18 protein-coding genes are annotated in these 18,343 nt (G+C 74.8%); 7 read left to right on the plus strand and 11 right to left on the minus strand.

Going from position 1 to position 18,343, the window contains the following annotated elements:
- On the minus strand, window positions 1-309 hold the full coding sequence (locus ACWEFJ_RS05940; RefSeq protein ID WP_449713065.1) for an ArsR/SmtB family transcription factor: 309 nt from the start codon (window positions 307-309) through the stop codon (window positions 1-3).
- 86 nt (window positions 310-395) lie between these two features.
- Between ACWEFJ_RS05940 and ACWEFJ_RS05945 the strand changes: the two genes are divergently transcribed.
- Window positions 396-1,550, plus strand: a complete 1,155-nt coding sequence (locus tag ACWEFJ_RS05945) for a site-specific integrase (protein WP_378092206.1) — start codon at window positions 396-398, stop codon at window positions 1,548-1,550.
- A gap of 335 nt (window positions 1,551-1,885) precedes the next feature.
- Here ACWEFJ_RS05945 and ACWEFJ_RS05950 read toward each other — a convergent pair whose 3' ends face one another.
- From ACWEFJ_RS05950 to ACWEFJ_RS05960, 3 genes are read right to left on the minus strand one after another with little or no spacing between them, the layout of a single operon-like run.
- Window positions 1,886-2,581 (minus strand): histidine phosphatase family protein, encoded by a 696-nt coding sequence (locus ACWEFJ_RS05950; RefSeq protein WP_378092208.1) that lies wholly within the window; start codon window positions 2,579-2,581, stop codon window positions 1,886-1,888.
- Window positions 2,582-2,591: 10 nt separating this feature from the next.
- Window positions 2,592-3,416: an undecaprenyl-diphosphate phosphatase gene (locus ACWEFJ_RS05955; RefSeq protein ID WP_378092210.1), complete on the minus strand. Its 825-nt coding sequence runs from the start codon at window positions 3,414-3,416 to the stop codon at window positions 2,592-2,594.
- Complete coding sequence (locus ACWEFJ_RS05960) at window positions 3,413-4,462, minus strand: LLM class F420-dependent oxidoreductase (RefSeq protein WP_378092212.1); 1,050 nt, start codon at window positions 4,460-4,462, stop codon at window positions 3,413-3,415. The genes ACWEFJ_RS05955 and ACWEFJ_RS05960 overlap by 4 nt, the downstream gene beginning before the upstream one ends.
- Before the next feature lie 129 nt (window positions 4,463-4,591).
- Between ACWEFJ_RS05960 and ACWEFJ_RS05965 the strand changes: the two genes are divergently transcribed.
- On the plus strand, window positions 4,592-5,557 hold the full coding sequence (locus ACWEFJ_RS05965; protein ID WP_378092213.1) for an aldo/keto reductase: 966 nt from the start codon (window positions 4,592-4,594) through the stop codon (window positions 5,555-5,557).
- 158 nt (window positions 5,558-5,715) lie between these two features.
- Window positions 5,716-6,435, plus strand: a complete 720-nt coding sequence (locus ACWEFJ_RS05970; RefSeq protein ID WP_449713066.1) for a carbonic anhydrase — start codon at window positions 5,716-5,718, stop codon at window positions 6,433-6,435.
- On the opposite strand, the gene ACWEFJ_RS05975 is transcribed toward ACWEFJ_RS05970, so the two are convergent.
- Window positions 6,419-7,510, minus strand: coding sequence for a hypothetical protein (locus tag ACWEFJ_RS05975; protein ID WP_378092217.1), 1,092 nt, complete (start codon window positions 7,508-7,510; stop codon window positions 6,419-6,421). The genes ACWEFJ_RS05970 and ACWEFJ_RS05975 overlap by 17 nt on opposite strands.
- 171 nt (window positions 7,511-7,681) lie before the next feature.
- Between ACWEFJ_RS05975 and ACWEFJ_RS05980 the strand changes: the two genes are divergently transcribed.
- On the plus strand, window positions 7,682-8,644 hold the full coding sequence (locus tag ACWEFJ_RS05980) for a YncE family protein (RefSeq protein ID WP_449713067.1): 963 nt from the start codon (window positions 7,682-7,684) through the stop codon (window positions 8,642-8,644).
- The gene (locus ACWEFJ_RS05985; RefSeq protein WP_378092225.1) at window positions 8,644-8,859 is read left to right on the plus strand and encodes a DUF5703 family protein; all 216 of its coding nucleotides are present in this window, start codon (window positions 8,644-8,646) and stop codon (window positions 8,857-8,859) included. Before ACWEFJ_RS05980 ends, ACWEFJ_RS05985 begins: the two co-directional genes overlap by 1 nt.
- A gap of 436 nt (window positions 8,860-9,295) precedes the next feature.
- Here ACWEFJ_RS05985 and ACWEFJ_RS05990 read toward each other — a convergent pair whose 3' ends face one another.
- From ACWEFJ_RS05990 to ACWEFJ_RS06005, 4 genes are all read right to left on the minus strand, one after another.
- A complete protein-coding gene (locus tag ACWEFJ_RS05990) occupies window positions 9,296-10,105 on the minus strand; it encodes a phosphotransferase (RefSeq protein ID WP_449713068.1) in 810 nt (269 codons plus the stop codon).
- Window positions 10,106-10,533: 428 nt separating this feature from the next.
- On the minus strand, window positions 10,534-11,631 hold the full coding sequence (locus ACWEFJ_RS05995; RefSeq protein WP_449713069.1) for an SWIM zinc finger family protein: 1,098 nt from the start codon (window positions 11,629-11,631) through the stop codon (window positions 10,534-10,536).
- Entirely contained in the window at window positions 11,628-14,294 is a 2,667-nt protein-coding gene (locus ACWEFJ_RS06000; RefSeq protein ID WP_449713070.1) for a DEAD/DEAH box helicase, read from the minus strand. The genes ACWEFJ_RS05995 and ACWEFJ_RS06000 overlap by 4 nt, the downstream gene beginning before the upstream one ends.
- A 42-nt stretch (window positions 14,295-14,336) precedes the next feature.
- Complete coding sequence (locus ACWEFJ_RS06005) at window positions 14,337-14,918, minus strand: PadR family transcriptional regulator (RefSeq protein WP_378094757.1); 582 nt, start codon at window positions 14,916-14,918, stop codon at window positions 14,337-14,339.
- A 78-nt stretch (window positions 14,919-14,996) separates the two neighbouring features.
- Between ACWEFJ_RS06005 and ACWEFJ_RS06010 the strand changes: the two genes are divergently transcribed.
- A complete protein-coding gene (locus ACWEFJ_RS06010; protein ID WP_449713071.1) occupies window positions 14,997-16,154 on the plus strand; it encodes a winged helix DNA-binding domain-containing protein in 1,158 nt (385 codons plus the stop codon).
- Window positions 16,151-16,609 carry a GNAT family N-acetyltransferase gene (locus ACWEFJ_RS06015; RefSeq protein ID WP_449713072.1) on the plus strand — a complete coding sequence of 153 codons (459 nt, stop codon included), beginning with the start codon at window positions 16,151-16,153 and terminating at the stop codon, window positions 16,607-16,609. Before ACWEFJ_RS06010 ends, ACWEFJ_RS06015 begins: the two co-directional genes overlap by 4 nt.
- On the opposite strand, the gene ACWEFJ_RS06020 is transcribed toward ACWEFJ_RS06015, so the two are convergent.
- Together ACWEFJ_RS06020 and ACWEFJ_RS06025 are read right to left on the minus strand one after the other, a co-directional pair.
- A complete protein-coding gene (locus ACWEFJ_RS06020; protein WP_449713073.1) occupies window positions 16,602-17,369 on the minus strand; it encodes a putative protein N(5)-glutamine methyltransferase in 768 nt (255 codons plus the stop codon). The genes ACWEFJ_RS06015 and ACWEFJ_RS06020 overlap by 8 nt on opposite strands.
- Before the next feature lie 126 nt (window positions 17,370-17,495).
- Window positions 17,496-18,272, minus strand: coding sequence for a TetR/AcrR family transcriptional regulator (locus ACWEFJ_RS06025; protein ID WP_449713074.1), 777 nt, complete (start codon window positions 18,270-18,272; stop codon window positions 17,496-17,498).
- Window positions 18,273-18,343: the final 71 nt, after the last annotated feature.

Genomic DNA, 18,343 nt, shown 5'->3' on the forward strand with positions numbered 1-18,343 from the left:
TCACGGCTCGCCGATGGCCCGGGTGATCGAGTCCAGCACGCCGGGGAAGCGGTGCTCCATCTCCTCGCGCCGCAGTTCGTGGGTGCGGTAGCTGCCCTGGGGCGTCACCCGCAGCACCCCGGCCTCGCGCAGCACCTTCAGGTGGTGCGACAGCGTGGACATGCTGACCGGCACGTCGAACTGCCCGCAGACGATGCCACCCGACCGAGCGAGTTCGGCCACGATCCGCAGTCGGACCGGGTCCGCGAGCGCACTCAGGACGGCGGTGAGGCGAAGGTCCTCCACGTCCGGGTGTTGTAGGGCGCGCACGGTTTCGCATAGTAGTCACCCTGGTCAAGTGGTCTATTACTCCACACTGAAGACATTGGCCGTGTCGAAGCTGTTAGGGTGATCACGTGACCTTGCCGGAGCCGGTGCGCGCGGAGCTGGACCGCGTGGCGCACGGGGCGCTGGTGGACTTCGCCGCGCTGGAGCAGGTGCGGCGGCGGTTCGACGAGGAGCAGGCCGAGGCGCTGTCGGGCTACCTGCGGGCGGCGCAGTCGGCGAACACCCTGCGCGCCTACCGCTCCGACTGGGTCGGCTGGGCGGCGTGGTGCCAGGCCGAGGGCCGGGTGGCCCTGCCCGCCGACCCGGTGGACGTGGCGGTGTACCTGGCGGTGGCGGCGGACGCGGCCAAGCCCGACGGCACGCCCGCGTTCGGCCCGTCGACGCTGGAGCGCAAGGCGGCGGCGATCGCGGCGGTGCACGCCGCGGGCGGTCTGCCCTCCCCCACCCGGTCGGACGTGGTGCGGTTGACGTTGCGCGGCATCCGCCGGACCCGGCAGGCGCAGCCGCGGCGCAAGCGGCCGGTGCTGCTGGGCACGCTGGAGGCGTTGCTGGCCGAACGGCCGCCGCCGGGGTGGCCCACGGGCGTGGCCCGGCGGCGGGACGCGTTGCTGCTCCTGGTCGGGTTTGCGGGCGCGTTGCGGCGCAGTGAGCTGGCGGCGGTGGCGGTCGAGGACGTCGCGGTCGACGTGGACCCGCGCACGCACGAGCCGCTGCTGCTGGTGGAGCTGGGCGTCACGAAGACGGATCAGACCGGCGCGCACCGGCAGCGGGTCGTGCTGCCCCGCGGCGCGCGGCGGCCGACGTGCCCGGTGTGCGCGTTCGCCGACTGGGTGGACGTGCTGGCCGCGCCGGACCCGAGGGCGTTGTTGGAGCACGAGGGCGAGCCGTCGCCGACGCACCGCTGCCACGGCTACGTGCCGGGCGTGGTGCGGGGCCCGCTGTTCCCGTCGGTGAGCAGGCACGGCCGGCTGGGCGCGCGGTCGATGTCGGACCGGGCGGTGTCGGACGTGGTGAAGCGGTACGCGGCGCGGGCCGGGCTGGACCCGGCGCTGTTCGGCGGGCACTCGCTGCGGGCGGGGTTCGCGACGCAGGCGGCGCTGGGCGGGGCGAGCGACCGGGAGATCATGCGGCAGGGCCGGTGGACGAACCCGCGCACGGTGCACCGCTACATCCGCACGGCCAACCCGTTGGAGGACAACGCGGTCACCCGCCTCGGACTGTGACCAAGGGCGCACGCCGGGTTGTTAACTTCTCACAGGTCCGGTTCGATCGGCGCGGGCCGAACGGTCCAGCCGGTTGCGTCGCCCGACCGCTTGCGCGGTTTGTTTCCGCCGTGTTTCCACGGGCGTTGATCTGCGGTTATGGCGGGCGCGCGGCGCCGGGTCGCCGCCGCTGACCTGCGCGACCACCCCGACGCCGCCCGGACGACGGGCCGTAGCGGGGCGTTCACCGGGGCGTCGTCGCCAATACGATCGATCCCACGCGGCCGCCCGCCCCGGCCAGGCACGCCGTGGCCCCCGGACTACCCTGCACTGTCCGGGGGCCACGCGGTCGCCGGTCAGGCCCCGGTCGTGCCGCCCACGACGGCGTCGGAGGACGGCGGGTCGTCGGTCTTCTCCGGCGGGGGCACGAGGCCGAGCAGGTCGCCGCCGTTGTCGTTGACGCGGTGCACGAACGGCCGGGTCTCGGTGTACTGGACGACGGACACGGACGCGGGGTCCACCACGATCCGCTGGAACCCGTCCAGGTGAACGCCGAGGGCGTCGGCGAGGACGGCCTTGATCACGTCGCCGTGGCTGCACGCCAGCCACACCGCGCGGGGTCCGTGCTCGGCGGTGATCCGCGCGTCGTGCGCCCGGATCGCGGCCACCGCCCGGGACTGCACGGCGGCCAGGCCCTCGCCGCCGGGGAACACCGCGGCGGACGGGTGCTGCTGCACGACCGACCACAGGGGTTCGGACAGCAGCTCCTTGATCTCGCGCCCGGTCCACTCGCCGTAGTCGACCTCGGCGAGGTCGTCCTCGACGACGGGGTCGAGGCCGCGGTCGGCGAGCAGCGGCGCGAGGGTGTGCCGGCAGCGTTCCAGCGGCGAGGTGACCACGGCGGCGAGCGGCACGCCCGCGAGCCGCGCCACCAGCGCGGCGGCCTGCTCCTCGCCCCGGTCGGACAGGCGCACGCCGGGTCGGCGGCCCGCGAGGACGCCCGCTCCGTTGGCGGTGGAGCGGGCGTGTCGCAGCAAGATCACGGTAGCCACGGGGCCAACCCTATGTCGCGTTGATGAGCCCCATCGACAGCAGCCCCATCAGGACGATGCCCAGCAGCAGCCGGTACCACACGAACACCGAGTAGCTGTGCTTGGAGACGTACCGCAGCAGCCACGCGATCGTGGCGTAGCCGACCGCGAACGACACGATCGTGGCGACGATCATCTGGGGCACGGAGGCGGCGTTGGGCTCGGCGCGGTCGAGGACGTCGGGGATGCTGAAGATGCCCGCGCCGAACACGGCGGGCAGGGCCAGCAGGAACGAGTAGCGGGCGGCGGCGGGCCGGTTCAGGCCGAGGAACAGGCCCGCGGTGAGGGTGCCGCCGGAGCGGGACACGCCGGGGATCAGCGCGAGCGCCTGGGCCAGGCCCATGCCGACCGCGTCCCGGAGCTGGAGCTTGTCGCGCACGTGCTGGGCGAACTGGTCGGCCAGGCCGAGCAGCAGGCCGAACACCACCAGCACGGTGGCGGTGATCCACAGGTTGCGCAGCGACGAGCGGATCTCGTCCTTGAACAGGTAGCCGAGCACGCTGATCGGGATCGACCCGATGATCACGTACCAGGCCATCCGGTAGTCCTCGGAGGCGCGGGCGGCCTTGCTGAACAGGCCCTTGAACCAGGCCGCGATGAAGTTGCCGATGTCCTTGGCGAAGTAGATCAGCACCGCGACCTCGGTGCCGAGCTGGATGACCGCGGTGAACGACGCGCCCGCGTCGTTGCCGAAGAACAGGGTGGAGACGATCCTGATGTGACCCGACGAGGAAATGGGCAGGAATTCCGTGAGTCCCTGGACGAGTCCGAGGACGATGGCCTGCAACCAGCTCAACTACCCACTCCTGCCAGATCCAGAGCTTCGGTCGCCGTCCGTAGCGCGGCGATCCCCTGCTCGAGATCTTGCAGCATGGGCGAAAGGGTGAGCGTGGTGACCCCCGCTTCGGCGTAGGCGCGCATCCGGTCGGCGATGCGCTCGCGGCTGCCGAGCAGGGAGGTGCCGTCGAGGAACTCGACGGGCAGCGCGGCCATCGCGCCGTCGTAGTCGCGGGCGAGGTAGCGGTCCTGGACCTCGGCGGCCTCGGCGGCGAAGCCCATGCGGACGGCGTTGTCGTTGTAGAAGTTCTTCTGCCGGCTGCCCATGCCGCCGACGTAGAGCGCGGCGTAGGGGCGGACGCGGTCGGCGCACGCGCGCCAGTCCTCGCCGACGACCAGGGGCACGGTGGCGGCGACGTCGAACCCGTCGAGCGTCCGGCCGGCCTTGTCGCGGCCCGCCCGCAGGGAGGCCATGACGTCGCCGGAGTGCTCGGGCGACAGGAACAGCGCGAGCCAGCCGTCGGCGATCTCGCCGGCCAGCTCGACGTTCTTCGGGCCGACGGCGGCGAGGTAGACGGGGATGTGCTCGCGCACGGGGTGCACGGTGAGGGTGAGGGCCTTGCCGGGGCCGTCGGGCAGCGGCAGCGTGTAGTGCTCGCCGTCGTAGCGCAGCCGCTCGCGGCGCAGGGCGGCGCGGACGATGTCGACGTACTCGCGGGTGCGGCCCAGGGGCTTGTCGAACCGCACGCCGTGCCAGCCCTCCGACACCTGCGGCCCGGACACGCCCAGGCCGAGGCGGAACCGGCCGCCGGACAGCGAGTCGAGCGTGGCGGCCGTCATCGCGGTCATCGCCGGGGTCCGGGCGGGGATCTGCAGGATCGCGCTGCCGACGTCGACGCGTTCGGTCTGCGCGGCCACCCACGCCAGCACGGTCGGCGCGTCCGAGCCGTACGCCTCGGCGGCCCACACCACCGAGTAGCCCAGTCGGTCGGCTTCCCTGGCCAGTTCGAGGTTCGCGGCGTCGTTGCCCGCGCCCCAGTACCCGAGGTTCAGTCCCAGTCGCACGAGCGGTCACCCTACCGGTCGGTAACCTGGTTGGCCAGGCGGGGCGTGCCCGGATCGTGACGCGGTCGGCGCTGGACGGGCGCGTGGCACGACCCGCCGGAAAGTCGATCACCCCTTAGGCTCCCCGACGTGGAACAGCGATACCTCGGGCGCAGCGGACTGCGGGTGTCCCGGATGGCCCTGGGCACGATGACCTGGGGCCGGGACACCGACGCGGACGAGGCGGCCACCCAGCTGCTGGCCTTCGCCGAGGCGGGCGGCACGCTGGTGGACACCGCCGACGTCTACGTGGAGGGCGAGAGCGAGCGGATCCTGGGCGGCCTGCTGGGCGAGGTCGTGCCGCGCGACGAGCTGGTGATCGCGACGAAGGCCGTGGCGCGGCGCAACGACGGCCCGTTCGGGGGCGGCGCGTCGCGCGGCGCGCTGCTGCACGCGCTGGACGGGTCGCTGCGGCGGCTGGGCGTGGAGCACATCGACCTGTGGCAGCTGCACGCGTGGGACGCGAACGTGCCGCTGGAGGAGACGCTGTCGGCGCTGGACGCGGCGGTGTCGTCGGGCCGGGTCCGCTACGCGGGGGTGTCGAACTACTCGGGGTGGCAGCTGGGCACGGCGGCGGCGCTGCCGGGGCACACGCCGCTGGTGTCCACGCAGGTGGAGTACTCGCTGCTGGAGCGGGGCGTGGAGCGGGAGGTGGTGCCGGCGGCGCGGCACCACGGGATCGGGCTGCTGCCGTGGGCGCCGTTGGGGCGCGGTGTGCTGACCGGCAAGTACCGCAACGGCACGCCGTCGGACTCGCGGGGCGCGTCGGCGCACTTCGCGGGGTACGTGGAGCAGCACCGCACGGAGCGGGCGGCGCGGATCGTGCAGGCGGTGGCGACGGCGGCGGACGGGTTGGGCACGAGCGCGCTGTGCGTGGCGTTGGCGTGGGTGCGGGACCGGCCGGGCGTGGTGGCGCCGGTGGTGGGCGCGCGGGACACGGCCCAGCTGTTGGGGTCGCTGGCGGCGGAGGAGCTGACGTTGCCGCCGGCGATCCGGGCGGCGCTGGACGACGTGAGCGCGATCGAGTTCGGTTACCCGGAGCGACCCCTCGGGTGATTCCGTTACTTCTTTCGTGAATGTCCGGTTAGACCGGAATCGTCATGATCGTCGCATTATGTGACTGATCGTGTGAGTTGCGTGACTTGTTCCGCCGGCAATGCCCCGATCGGGTCTAGGTTCCGTGCGTGCGTGAATCAAGTGGTGAGCCGGCCGCTGTGACGCGGCGTCGGCTGTTCGGCATCACGGCGGGGACCGCGGCGACGCTCGCGGTCACCGGGGCGCCCGCGGCGGCGCAGGGGGCGGGGACGCCGGCCCGGCGCTCCCCGGAGGGCGCGACCGAGTTGGACGCGGAAGGCGCGTGGCGCAAGCTCGCGGAGGGCAACCGCCGGTTCGTCACCGGCCGGCAGGTCCACCCGCACGAGTCGCTGCGGTGGCGGGAGTCGCTCGTGCAGGGCCAGCACCCGTTCGCGGTGGTGCTGGGCTGCGCGGACTCGCGGGTTCCGCCGGAGCTGGTGTTCGACCACGGCCTGGGGGACCTGTTCACGATCCGCTCGGCGGGCGAGGTGCTCGACACCAGCGTGCTGGGCAGCGTCGAGTACGCGGTCGAGCACCTGGCGGTGCCGCTGGTGGTCGTGCTCGGGCACGCCAAGTGCGGCGCGGTCTCGGCGGCCGTGGACGTGGTGCGCGGCCGGACCCAGGTCTACGGCGACGTGAGCGCGCTGGTGCGGTCGATCGAGCCGGCGGTGCTGGCCACCCCGCCCGACGCCGACGACGCCCGGTTCCTGGCCGCGGCGGTGAACAACCAGGCCAAGCGGGTCGCCGCGCTCGCGGTGGAGCGGTCGGTGACGCTGCGCACCGCGGTGCAGCACCACGGCGTCAAGGTGATCGCGGCCAGTTACCAGCTCGACACCGGCGAGGTCACCCGGCTGACGTAGGACCGCGCGGGCTCCGGAGGGTCTCGTCGACGAGCCGGAACCAGTCCCGCACGCCCCCGAGCTGGGCCTCCAGCCAGGTGGCGACGTCACCCGCGAGGTCGAGCGCGCGGGGCGTGCGGACGCGGCCGGCCAGGTGCTCGACCAGGGTCTGGATGCGCCGCACCGGCGGCGGGTGGTTGCCCGCGAACGGGACGGCCAGGCCCAGCTCGTCGGCGAGCCGGTCGGTGACCTCGTGCAGGAACAGCACCAGCAGCACCGCGCCGACCAGGCACGGCTCGTGCGCCTCCAGCTCGCGCGGCGGCAGGTCGTCCAGGGTGTGCAGCATGATCAGGGCGGCGACCCGGTCGGCCTCGTGCTCGCGGGCCCAGCCGAAGGACTGCGCGTCCAGCGCGCCGACGGGGGTGGCGGGCTCGGTGCGGCGGCGGGCGTGCGGGAGGTGCCCGGCCAGCACGTGCGCGACCTCGTGCGACAGCACGAACTGGGTGGCGCGCCGCGCCATCAGCGAGACCAGCGCGGCGCGCTGCCCGGACAGCTCGGGCAGCCGCCGCGCCGGGACCGCGCCGCGACCGTACAGGTGGGCGTTGAGGGCCTCGGCCAGCGCGTAGGACGCCTGGTCGGCGTCCAGCAGCGGCGGCGCGCCGTAGTTCGGCAGCGCCCCGGTCATGATCTTCAGCACGGTGTCGAGCAGGTCCAGCAGCGACGTGTCGACCAGCACCAGGACGCCGCTGCCCGGCACCGGGACGCTGATCCCGTCGAGGGCGCCGGTGGGGAACACGCCGGCCAGTACCGGCACGGCCGGTTCGCGGCCCGCGGCGCGGGCCAGGTGCAGCACCTCGGGCTGCACGGCGTCGAGGGTGCGCTGCTGCTCGTGCAGGTGCCCGGCCCGGTACGGCGGGCGGTGGACCCGCACCCCGGCCAACCGGGCGAGCCGCTCGCCCGGCGGTTCGGCGGCCACCTGCGTCCAGGTGTGGTAGCGGTCGGCGGGGTCGGCCCGCGCGGGCGGGGCGAGGTGGTCGGCCACCCGCCGGTCCCGCAGCAGCTGCACGTGCCGGGCGCGCAGTTCGTCGACGGTCATCGCGACACCTCCCCGTTCACCTGGGATAGTCGCCGGGAGGGCGTCGGGTGTACGGCCGGGGCGCGACTATCACCTTCCCAGACCAACGACAACACCCGCCCCCTGCGTGACGATGGTGCCCCGGTGATGGATGCTGGGAGGGCTGAACGGGGTCGATCGGGAGGTCCGACGTTGCGCCGACTGGCGGCGGTAGTGCTCACCGGGGTCGCCCTGGTCTCGGGTTGTGCGACCGAGGAGAACCCGGCCGACCCGCTGCAACTGGCCGCGACGCTGGAGCCGGCCCGGCCCGCGTCCGCGCCCGCGCAGACCGCCGTGCCGCAGGGCCGCGTGCTGCCGCTGGGGCGGGCGACGGCGGTGGCGGTGGCGGGCGACCGGGTGGCGGTCGCGGTGGCCGACCCGCCGTCGGTGGCCCTGTACCCGCCGGACCTGTCCGGCGAGCCGCTGGTGGTGCCGCTGCCGGGCCCGGCGGAGCGCCTGGTGGCCGAGGGCGGCGCGGTGGAGGCCGTGGTGCCCGCCGGCGAGGTGGTGACGGTGCGGCCCGACGGGACGACGTCGCGCCGCGGCGTGGAGGGCGCGCCGGTGGACGTGGCGCGGGTCGGCGGGCGGACCCTGGTGGCGCAGCGCGACCTGCGGCAGGTGTCGGTCGACGGGCACGTGGTGCGCGGCATCTCCAGCCCGGACCGGCTGGTGGCGGTGGGCGACGCGGCGGTGGTGCTGGACCGGCCGCGCAGCGCGGTGTTCGACCTGGACCCGGCGGCCGAGGGCCCCGGGGCCGGGCTGCGGGCGGGCGAGGGCGCGACGAACGCGGTGGCCGACCGGTTCGGCCGGGTGCTGGTGGTGGACACGCGCGGCGGCGAGCTGATGGCGTTCTCCACCGGCCCGTTGATCATGCGGTTGCGCTACCCGGTGCCCGGCGGTCCGTACGGGATGGCCTACGACGAGGCGCGTGACCTGGTGTGGATCACGCTGACCGAGCGCAACGAGGTGGTGGCGTTCGACGTGGCCGGCGCGGAGCCGGTGGAGCGGCACCGGTACGCCACGGTCCGCCAGCCGGACTCGGTGGCGGTCGATCCAGGCAGCGGGCGCGTGTACGTCGCGTCCGGGGACGGCGCAGGGATGCAGGTGATCGGATGATGGCGGGCGAAGGGGTGGTCGACGGGGACTGGGAGTACCGGCCGCTGCGGCTGCCGGCCGGTGTCTCCCGTCGCACGGCGACGACGCAGCTGGCGATCCACGCGGAGTTCGCCGGGTGGGAGCTGTCGCGGACGTTGCTGTTCGGCGACGGGTCGCGCAAGGTGTGGCTGCGCCGCAAGCGGACGGCCGCCGTGATGCCGGGTGTGATCACCTAGACCGGGTCGCGCGGGGGTCGCGGACGTCACCGCCGGGCGGTGGCGGCGGGTCCGCCCGGCCTGGGGACCGGTCGTCCCGCCGGCCCGGGGGAACCACCACACCTGTGGTACCACAGGTGTGGTGAAGCGGGCTTCACCTGCGGCTTCCCGGACCCCACTCCCCTTCAGGCGACTCTCGTCACCGCCGATCGCGGGCTCACCGTGCCACGCCGACGTGCCACCGGCCAGGGCTGGACCCCGAGGTGGACAAGCCTGAGAACCCGCCGCGCGCGACGGCACAGGCCCGCACCGCCCGTGGGGCCCCGCGGGCCCGGGAACGGCGTCCCCGCCGCGGCGGCAACCGCGACACCGTGGTCCGGGATGGCCGCTCCAGGAAGGGCAGGGTCGGGCCGACGGCCCGACCCTGCCCCACGACTGCCTGCGTGAGCGGCCCGGGCTAACCCCGGACGGCCCCTTCCAGCAGTCCTCGGTGGCGGATCATCCAGGCGGCCGACCGGGCCCGCCAGGACAGCGCCCACAGCGGCCCCGGGTCGGTCGAGTCCGGGGTGATCCCCGCGTACGTCGCCTCGGCGGCGCAGTCGCGGATCGCGAACTCGATCATCCGGCCGACGAGCCCGTCCCGGTCGCGGGACGGGAGGCCGTAGCCGTCGAGGAACAGTCCCAGCTGCCGGGCGCGGTGGTCCGCGTCGGGCAGGTCGTTGCGCTCGGCGACGTCGTCGTCGTGCAACTGGGCGTTCCACCACGCCGCGGCGGCGATCTCGTCGAGTCGGTCGACGGGGCCGGCGAGGGTCCAGTCGACGAGCCCGACGGGGAGGCCGTCGCGGGCCACGATGTGCCACGGACCGGCGTCGCAGTGCCCGATCACGGTGTCGGGGCCGGTGTGGCGCATCCACCAGGGCTGCCACACCGCGTCGGGCGGCGGTCGGAACCCGGCGGTGGCGTGGTGCAGGTCGCGCAGCAGCGCACCGGCCTGCCGGACGCCCTCGTCGGTCCACGCGTGCGGGTGCACGATGGTTCCGTCGAGGTAGGTCAGGACTTCGTTGCCGTCGGCGTCGATGCCGTCGCCGACCACGCGGGGCGCGCCGGTGAAGCCGACGTCCTCCAGGTGGCGCAGCAACGCGTGGACGGTCGTGGTCCAGGGTCGGGCGGGACGCAGGACGGTCCCGTCGGAGTAGGTGACGTCGCTCGGTCCGCCTTCGGCCGCGGTCAACGGCTGTGCGGGTGGTCCGGATTGTGCGGGACGCACGGATTTCTCCTCGTGGAGTGCGGTACGCGGGTCACGGCACCGCGCGCGGCGATGCCTGCGGCCCGGGGGAGGAACCCCGCGGGCCGGTGAGGACCGCTCCGAGTCGAGGAGGGGTGCGCGCTCTGTCTGGCCGCTACGGCCGACGCCGTGTCGGCGGCGCGGTCAGCGGGCGGCGCGCTCCCCGGCCGGAGCGATCGTGACTCCACCGGAAACCACGCACGTCATGATCGACCTCCCGGACACCCGAACCTTGATCAGCCGGACGGGACCGACGCTACCGGCCCGCCCCGGCCCCCTCAACCGGTCTACGGGGTGGTCGGCGGGGGACGGCGTCGAGGATCCGCTTGTCGGCACCGTGCGGACTTCGTCCTCAAGTCTCCGTCGCACCGCGAACCGCGACCGTCGTCCGGTGACGCCGCACGCGGGGTTCAGTCGGTGTCGGCGAGGGCGGCGGTGGGGTCGCGGTGCGGGGTGCCGGTCGGCCACCAGGCGCCGTCGGTGGCGCGGTAGGGGTACCAGCGGCCGTCGCGGCCGTAGCGCAGTTGACGGTCCTCGACGGTCCAGCGGTTGCGCCACACGACCGGTTCGGGCAGTTCGCCGCGGGTCCAGGCGGCGCGGGCGCGGGCGGTGTCGGCGCGGTCGGGGGTCCAGGGGTGTTCGAGGACGTCGAGCGCGGGCGCGCCGCCCTGCCGCCAGGCGCGGACGGCACGCGGGTCGACGTCGAGCCGGGCACGCAGGTCGGGGTGGGTGGCGGCCATGCGGACGCGGTCGCGGCGGTCGTCGGGTGCGGGCCAGTGGCCGGTGGCGAGGACGTCGCGGGCCTTGGCGGCGGCGTCGGCGACGAGCAGCCGCAGCGCGGCGACGTCGAGGCCGGGCGCGGGGTCGAACTCGGGCAGCGGGCCGGGTTCGGCGGGCGGCGGGTCGTCGGGCAGGTCGGGGACGGGATCGGCGTAGGCGACGGTGGCGGGCACGCCGGTCGCGGGTCGCGCGCCGGCGACGACCTCGTCCCGGGTGCGGCCGCGCAGCAGCAACAGGACCCACGGGTCGGCGTCGAGGAGCCAGGACGCCTGGTGGCAGAGGGCGGCGGCGTGGCGGCAGGGCAGTTCCCAGCCGGGGCAGGTGCACTCGGGGTCGAGGTCGCCGATCCCGGGCAGCAGCGGCACGCCCGCGTCGGTGGCGGCGTCGACCAGTTCGCGCGGCATGTCCCGGTCGAGCAGCGCGGCGAGGTGGCCGGTCTTGGCGGCGACCTGGCGCAGGAACCGGTCCCACTCGGCGTCGGTGAGCGGGGTGAGGTGGACGGCGGTCCGGTAGGTGTCCTCGGTGTCGTAGACGGTGGCGGCCAGCCGGCCGGGGCTGACGGTGATGGTGCCGACGAGGCCCGCGTGGGCGTACCGGCGGCCCTGCCGCAGCGGCGCCTGGTCCAGCGACGTGGCCTCCAGCGCCTGCAGCCACGCCCGACCCCACCAGGAACGGGCCCGGCGCACGCCCTTGCCGAACGCGGGGAAGCCCTTGACGCGGTCGCTCATGTGCCGCTCCGGAGTTCGACCAGGTTGCCCAGCTCGTCGTCGGTCAGTTCGGTGAACGCGGCGTCGCCGCGGGCCAGGACGGCGTCGGCGAGGTCGCGCTTGGCGCGCAGCAGGGCGGCGATCCGGTCCTCGATGGTGCCCTCGGCGATGAGGCGGTGCACCTGCACGGGCCGGGTCTGGCCGATGCGGTGGGCGCGGTCGGTGGCCTGGTCCTCGACGGCCGGGTTCCACCACCGGTCGTAGTGCACGACGTGGTCGGCGCGGGTGAGGTTGAGGCCGGTGCCGGCGGCTTTGAGCGACAGCAGGAACACCGGGCACCGCCCGTCCTGGAAGCGGCGCACCATCTCCTCGCGGGCGGCGACGGGCGTGCCGCCGTGCAGGAGCTGGGTGGGGACGCCCCGGCCGCCCAGGTGGCGTTCGAGCAGGCGGGCCATGGCGACGTACTGGGTGAACACGAGCACCGCGCCGTCCTCGGCGAGGATCGTGTCGAGCAGCTCGTCGAGCAGTTCGAGCTTGCCGGAACGGCCGGCCAGGCGCGGCGAGGTCTCCTTCAGGTACTGGGCGGGGTGGTTGCACACCTGCTTGAGGCCGGTGAGGAGCTTGACGACCCGGCCGCGGCGGGCGATGCCGTCGGCCTCGCGGACCTCGGCCATCAGCTCCCGCACGACCGCCTCGTACAGGGCGGCCTGCTCGCGGGTGAGCGCGACCGGCCGGTCCGTCTCGGTCTTGGGCGGCAGCTCGGGCGCGATGCCGGGGTCGGTCTTGCGGCGGCGCAGCAGGAACGGCCGCACGAGCCGGGCGAACCGCTCGGCGGTGTCGCGGTCGTGGTCGGCCTCGATGGGCCCGGCCCAGCGGGCCTTGAACGCGGCGCGGGTGCCGAGCAGCCCGGGAGTGGTCCAGTCGAGGATCGCCCACAGGTCCGCCAGGGCGTTCTCCACCGGGGTGCCGGTGAGGGCGACGCGGGCGCGGGCCGGGATGCGGCGCAGCGCGCGGGCGGTGTCGGAGGTCGGGTTCTTCACGTGCTGCGCCTCGTCCGCCACGACCAGGCCCCACTCGACGCCGGCGAGCCGGTCGGCGTCCAGGCGCATCGTGCCGTAGGTCGTGAGCACGAAACCCTCGTGCGCGACCTCGCGGCGCGGGCCGTGGAAGCGGCGCACGGGCACACCGGGCGCGAACCGCTCGACCTCGCGCTGCCAGTTGCCCATCAGCGACGCCGGGCACACCACCAGCGTGGGGCCGGGGTCGTGGGCGGCGCGGTGCAGGTGCAGCGCGATGAGCGTGACGGTCTTGCCCAGGCCCATGTCGTCGGCCAGGCAGGCGCCCAGGCCCAGCGAGGTCATGCGGTGCAGCCAGCGCAGGCCGTGCAGCTGGTAGTCGCGCAGGGTCGCGGTCAGCGCCGCGGGCGCGGCGATCGGCTCGTCGTCCAGGTCGGTCAGGCGCGACCGCAGCTCCTCCAGCCAGCCGGTGGCGGCGACCTCGACCTCGACGCCGTCGACCGTGGTCGTGCCGGTCAGGGCCGCGCCGAGCGCGTCGATGGCGGAGACCGGTTTGAGGTCGCGTTCGCGGGCGCGGCGGGCCAGCTCGGGGTCGACCAGCGTCCACCGGTCCCGCAGCCGCACGACCGGCCGGGTGGCCTCGGCGAGCAGGTCCAGCTCGGCGGGCGTCAGCGGGTCGTCGCCCAGGGCCAGCCGCCAGTCCACCGAGGTGAGCTGGTCGGGGCCGAAGAACGAGGGCCGGTCGGCAGGGCGGTCGCCGATGACGACCTTCGCCGACAGGTCCCGCACCAAGTCCCTGGGCCAGTGCACGTCCACGCCCGCGGCGGCCAGCCGGACCGCGCCCCGGGCCAGCAGGTCCTCCACGTCGGAGTCCGGCAACGCCACCTCGTCGGGCACCGGCCGGTCCAGCAGCCGCTCCAGCGGCGCCCACGCGCGGGCGGCCCGGCGCACCGCGACCAGCGCGTCGGACCGCGACCGCCGCGTCGCCGACGCCCACAGCTCCGCGGCGTCCACCACGTGCGCCGGCTCGGCCAGGCTGTGCACCTGCACCACGGCCCGGAACGGGCCGAAGCCCTCGATCCGCAACGACACCCGCACGCCCTGGTCGGCCCACTCGCGCAGGTGCGGCACCCGCTGCGGGGCCACGGCCGCGAACGCCGGGCCGCCCGCCGCGTGCACGGCCGCCGCGCCGCGCGGCATGGTGTCGGCCACGGCGTCGAGGAACGCGCGCAGCAGCGGCTCGGCGTCGGGCAGCTCCAGCGGGTCGCGCCCCGGCAGCGGCACGGCCCGCGCGTGCGGCGGCATCGCCGCGGCCAGGTCGCGCACCCGCGCGTGGTCCGCGGCGTCCAACGGCCCCAGCAGCCACGCGTCGAAGTCGCCGTCGGTCACCGCCGGCCGCACCCGGCCGCGCGCCACCAGCTGCAACGCCACCACCACCGCCGCGCCCCAGAACGCGGCCGCCGGGTGGGCGTGCGCGGCCCGGCGGGCCCGGCTCAGCAGCGGCACGGCCTCGGCCACCGGCAGCCGCACCGCGGGCACCGCGCGCCGGGCGCCGTCGGGCGCGGCCACGGTGACCCGGTCGTCGAAGCCCGCGACGTCACCGGGCGCGTCCGGGGCGGGGTAGAAGACGACGGTGGACGTGCGTGGCGGGTCGGCGGCCTCGAACACGACCGCGCACCGCTCCAACCCTGTGTTCAGCGCTCCCCCTCGCTACTCAAATTTGAGCCTACCCCAGCTGCCCGGCTCACCCGGCGATCCCGGCTCGCCCGCCATCCGGTACGCCCCGTCCCCCAACCGCGCCAACAACCCCCGCGTCCACCCCACCCCACCCGACGCGGTGTGCTCCCACAGCCCGAACAGCTCCGTCACGTGCGGCGGCCCACCCCACTCCGCCGCCCGCGCCCGCGCCGCGTCCCGCCGCGCCTCCAACGCCGCCAACCGCTCCGTCAACAACCCCACCGCCTCCGCCCGCCCCAACGACGGCAACATCGCCAACCCCGCCGCCAGCAGGTCCGGCCGCGTCCCCGGACGCCGCAACGCCTCCCGCAACAACCGCCGGTACTCCACCTCCCCCTCCGGGGTGATCTCGTAGTCCGTGCGCGCCGGCGGCACCTCCACGTCGACCAGCCGCCCCTCCTTCGCCAACTGCTTCAACGCGTGGTAGATCGACCCCCACTTGACGTTCGCCCACTCCCCCGCACCCCACGACATCAGGTCGTTCCCCACCAGGTAGCCGTGCGCACGCCCGTACCCGCGCACCACACCGAGCACCAGCAGCCGCGTCGCCGACATCGCGCCCCCAGTCGCCCCACACCCGGATTCCGCGAATCCCGGTTCCGCCGAACAGGGTAAATCGCCGAGGATGGACGGGTGACGCCCGCCACGATCGACGACGCACAGCGACGAGCCCGCCTCGCCACCCGCCACCTGCTCGCCCGCCCCACCGACACACCCGAGCAGGTCGCCGACGCCCTCGTCGGGCTGCACGCCACCGACCCCGCCACCGTCCACCTCTCCGCCTGCGCCCGCCTCCGCGACCCCTCCGTCGCCGCCGTCGAAGCTGCCTTCTACGACCGGCACACCCTCGTCCGCCTGCTGTGCATGCGCCGCACCATGTTCGCCGTCACCGCCGACACCGCACCCGTCGTCCAGGCCGCCGCGGGCGCCGCCATCGCCGCCGCCGAACGCCGCAAGCTCCTCACCCACCTCGCCGACGGACTCGGCTGGACCCCCGAACGCCTCGCCGAGGTCGAAGAGGACACCCTCGCGGCCCTGCGCCGCCGCGGCCGGGCCACCACCACCGAACTCACCCGCGACGTCCCCGCCCTCCTCGAACAGGTCCTCGTCGCACCCGGCAAGCGCTACGAAACCCGCCAGAACGTCTCCAGCCGCATCATCCGCGTCCTCGCCGCCGACGGCCGCATCCGCCGCGGCCGCCCCCTCGGCACCTGGCTCGGCACCCAGTTCCGCTGGGAACCCGCCACACCCTGGCCCGACCTCGACCCCGCCGGGGCCCGCGCCGAACTCGCCCGCCGCTGGCTCGCCTCCTACGGACCCGGCACCGAAACCGACCTCAAGTGGTGGACCGGCTGGACCCTCGCCCACACCCGCCAGGCCCTCGCCGCCGCCGGCGCCGTCCAGGTCACCCTCACCACCGGCCCCGGCCACGCCCTGCCCGACGACCTCGACCCCGTCCCCGAACCCGAACCCGCCGCCGCCCTCCTGCCCGCCCTCGACCCCACCCCCATGGGCTGGCAGACCCGCGACTGGTACCTCCCCGACCGACACCGCCCCCACCTGTTCGACACCGCCGGCAACGTCGGCCCCACCGTCTGGTGGCGCGGCGCCGTCGTCGGAGGCTGGGCCCAACGCCCCGACGGCGACATCGCCTGGCGCCTCCTCGACGACGTCGGCGCCGACGCCCGCGCCGCCATCACCCGCGCCGCCGAACGACTCGCCACCTGCCTCGACGGCGCACGCGTCATCCCCCGCTTCCGCACCCCACTGGAGAAGGAGCTGGCGAAGTGATCCACCTGCGACCCCTCGACGACTCCGGAGTGGAACGCCTCCTCGGCCTCGCCGTCGCCGACACCGACCCCGCCGACGTCATGCCACCCGGCTGGACCGTCGACCGACCCGACGAGTTCCGCGACTTCTACCGCGACCTCCAACCCGACGCCTACGAGATCGTCGACGGCGACCGCACCGTCGGCATGGCCCGCCTCACCGCCCACGGCGACATCGGCATGTGGCTCGTCCGCTGCGCCCGCGGCCGCGGCACCGGCCCCGCCACCCTCCACCGCCTCAAGGACGAAGCCGCCCGACGCGGCATCACCACCCTCGTCGCCCACACCACCACCGACAACCACGCCGCCCTCGCCGCCCTCCGCAAAGCCGGCGCCGCCCTCCACACCGACGGCCCCCGCGCCACCGCCCGCCTCACCGTCGAACCCGCCCGCGACCCCGACGACGCCGTCACCTGACCCCGAACCGACCCACCACCACCGTCGCCGACAACTCCTCGTCCGACACCACCTCCGCGCGCAACCCACCCCGCGCGAACGCCTCCACCGTGCCCGCCGCCTGCACCGCACCCGTCTCCACCAACACCACACCACCAGGCGCCAACCACCGCGCCGCACCCGCGACCACCCGCCGCTGCACGGCCAACCCGTCCACCCCGCCGTCCAACGCCACCCGGGGCTCGAACTCCCGCGCCTCCGGCGGCATCAACCCGATCGACCCCGTCGGCACGTACGGCGCGTTCGCCACCAACACCTCCACCCGCCCCGCCAACGACACCGGCAACGGCCCGTACAGATCACCCTCGTACACCCGACCCCCACCCACGTTCCGCCGGGCACACGCCACCGCCACCGGATCCACGTCCACCGCGTGCAACTCCACCCCCGGCACCCGGTCCACCACCACCGCACCCACCGCACCCGACCCGCAACACAGATCCACCACCACCCCACCCGGCCGCGCCCCCTCCACCGCCAACCGCGCCAACAACCCCGTCCGCCGCCGCGGCACGAACACCCCCGGACCCACCACCACCCGCAACCCGCAGAACTCCGCCCACCCCACCACGTGCTCCAACGGCGCCCCCGCCACCCGACGCGCCGTCAACGACGCCAACTCCTCCGGACCACGCGCGGCCTCCACCAACACCCGCGCCTCGTCCTCGGCGAACACACAACCCGCGGCACGCAGCCGCGCGACGACCTCGAAGACCCTCACCGTGAAACGCCTCTCGCGAAGAAACCCGCAGGCGCCCCTCACACCGCCACGACACGGCCGGAAGCGACCCGACGCACACCACCGAAAATGGGTCCCACCTCCCCGAGCCGCGCGAACCGCCACACCCTACCCCACCGACGACGCCCCACCGGCCCGCGCCACCGCCGCCTCCACCCCGTCCAACAACACCTCCAACCCCACCTCGAACGCCTCCACCGCACCCCGCTCCACGAACGACACCCCCGCCCCCGACCCCTCCGCCCCCAACCACGCCGACAACGGGAACCGCTCCGCGAAATCCGGCGCCACCTCCGCCAACACCCCCGACCGCGACCACCACCACTCCTCGTCCGACAACCCCGTCTCCCGCGCCGCCCGCCGCGCCTCCGCCACCACCCCCGCCGCACCCCGCACGAACTGCACCACCGCACCCACCACACCCCGCACCACCGGCGCACCCAACCCCGTCGACCGCAGGATCCCCAACAACCCCTCCACCATCGCGAACTCGTTCGGCCCCAACACCGGCCGCGCCTGCGACACCTGCAACACCCACGGGTGCGCCAGGAAGAACCCCCGCGCGTCCACCGCCCACGCCCGCAACGCCACCCGCCACCCGGCGTCCACCGGGTACTGCGCCGGGAACCCGCCCAACACCCGGTCGCACATCAGGTCCACCAACTCCGCCTTGCCCGGCACGTACGCGTACAACGCCATCGCCGAACGCCCCAACCGCTCCCCCACCGCCCGCATCGACAACCCCGCCAAACCCTCCCGGTCCGCCACCTCCACCGCCGCGTCCACGATCGCGTCCACCGACAACCCCGGACCACCACCACCCGGCGCACGCCACAACAACCGCAACGACCGCCCCGCGTCACCCTGCCCCGCGAACACTGCCACTTGCCGCCCCTTTACGCCCTAAAGTATCGTGCGCCGGTCACCTTACGACATAAACAAACCAGGGGGAAACA

Source organism: Actinosynnema sp. NPDC004786, assembly GCF_053601135.1.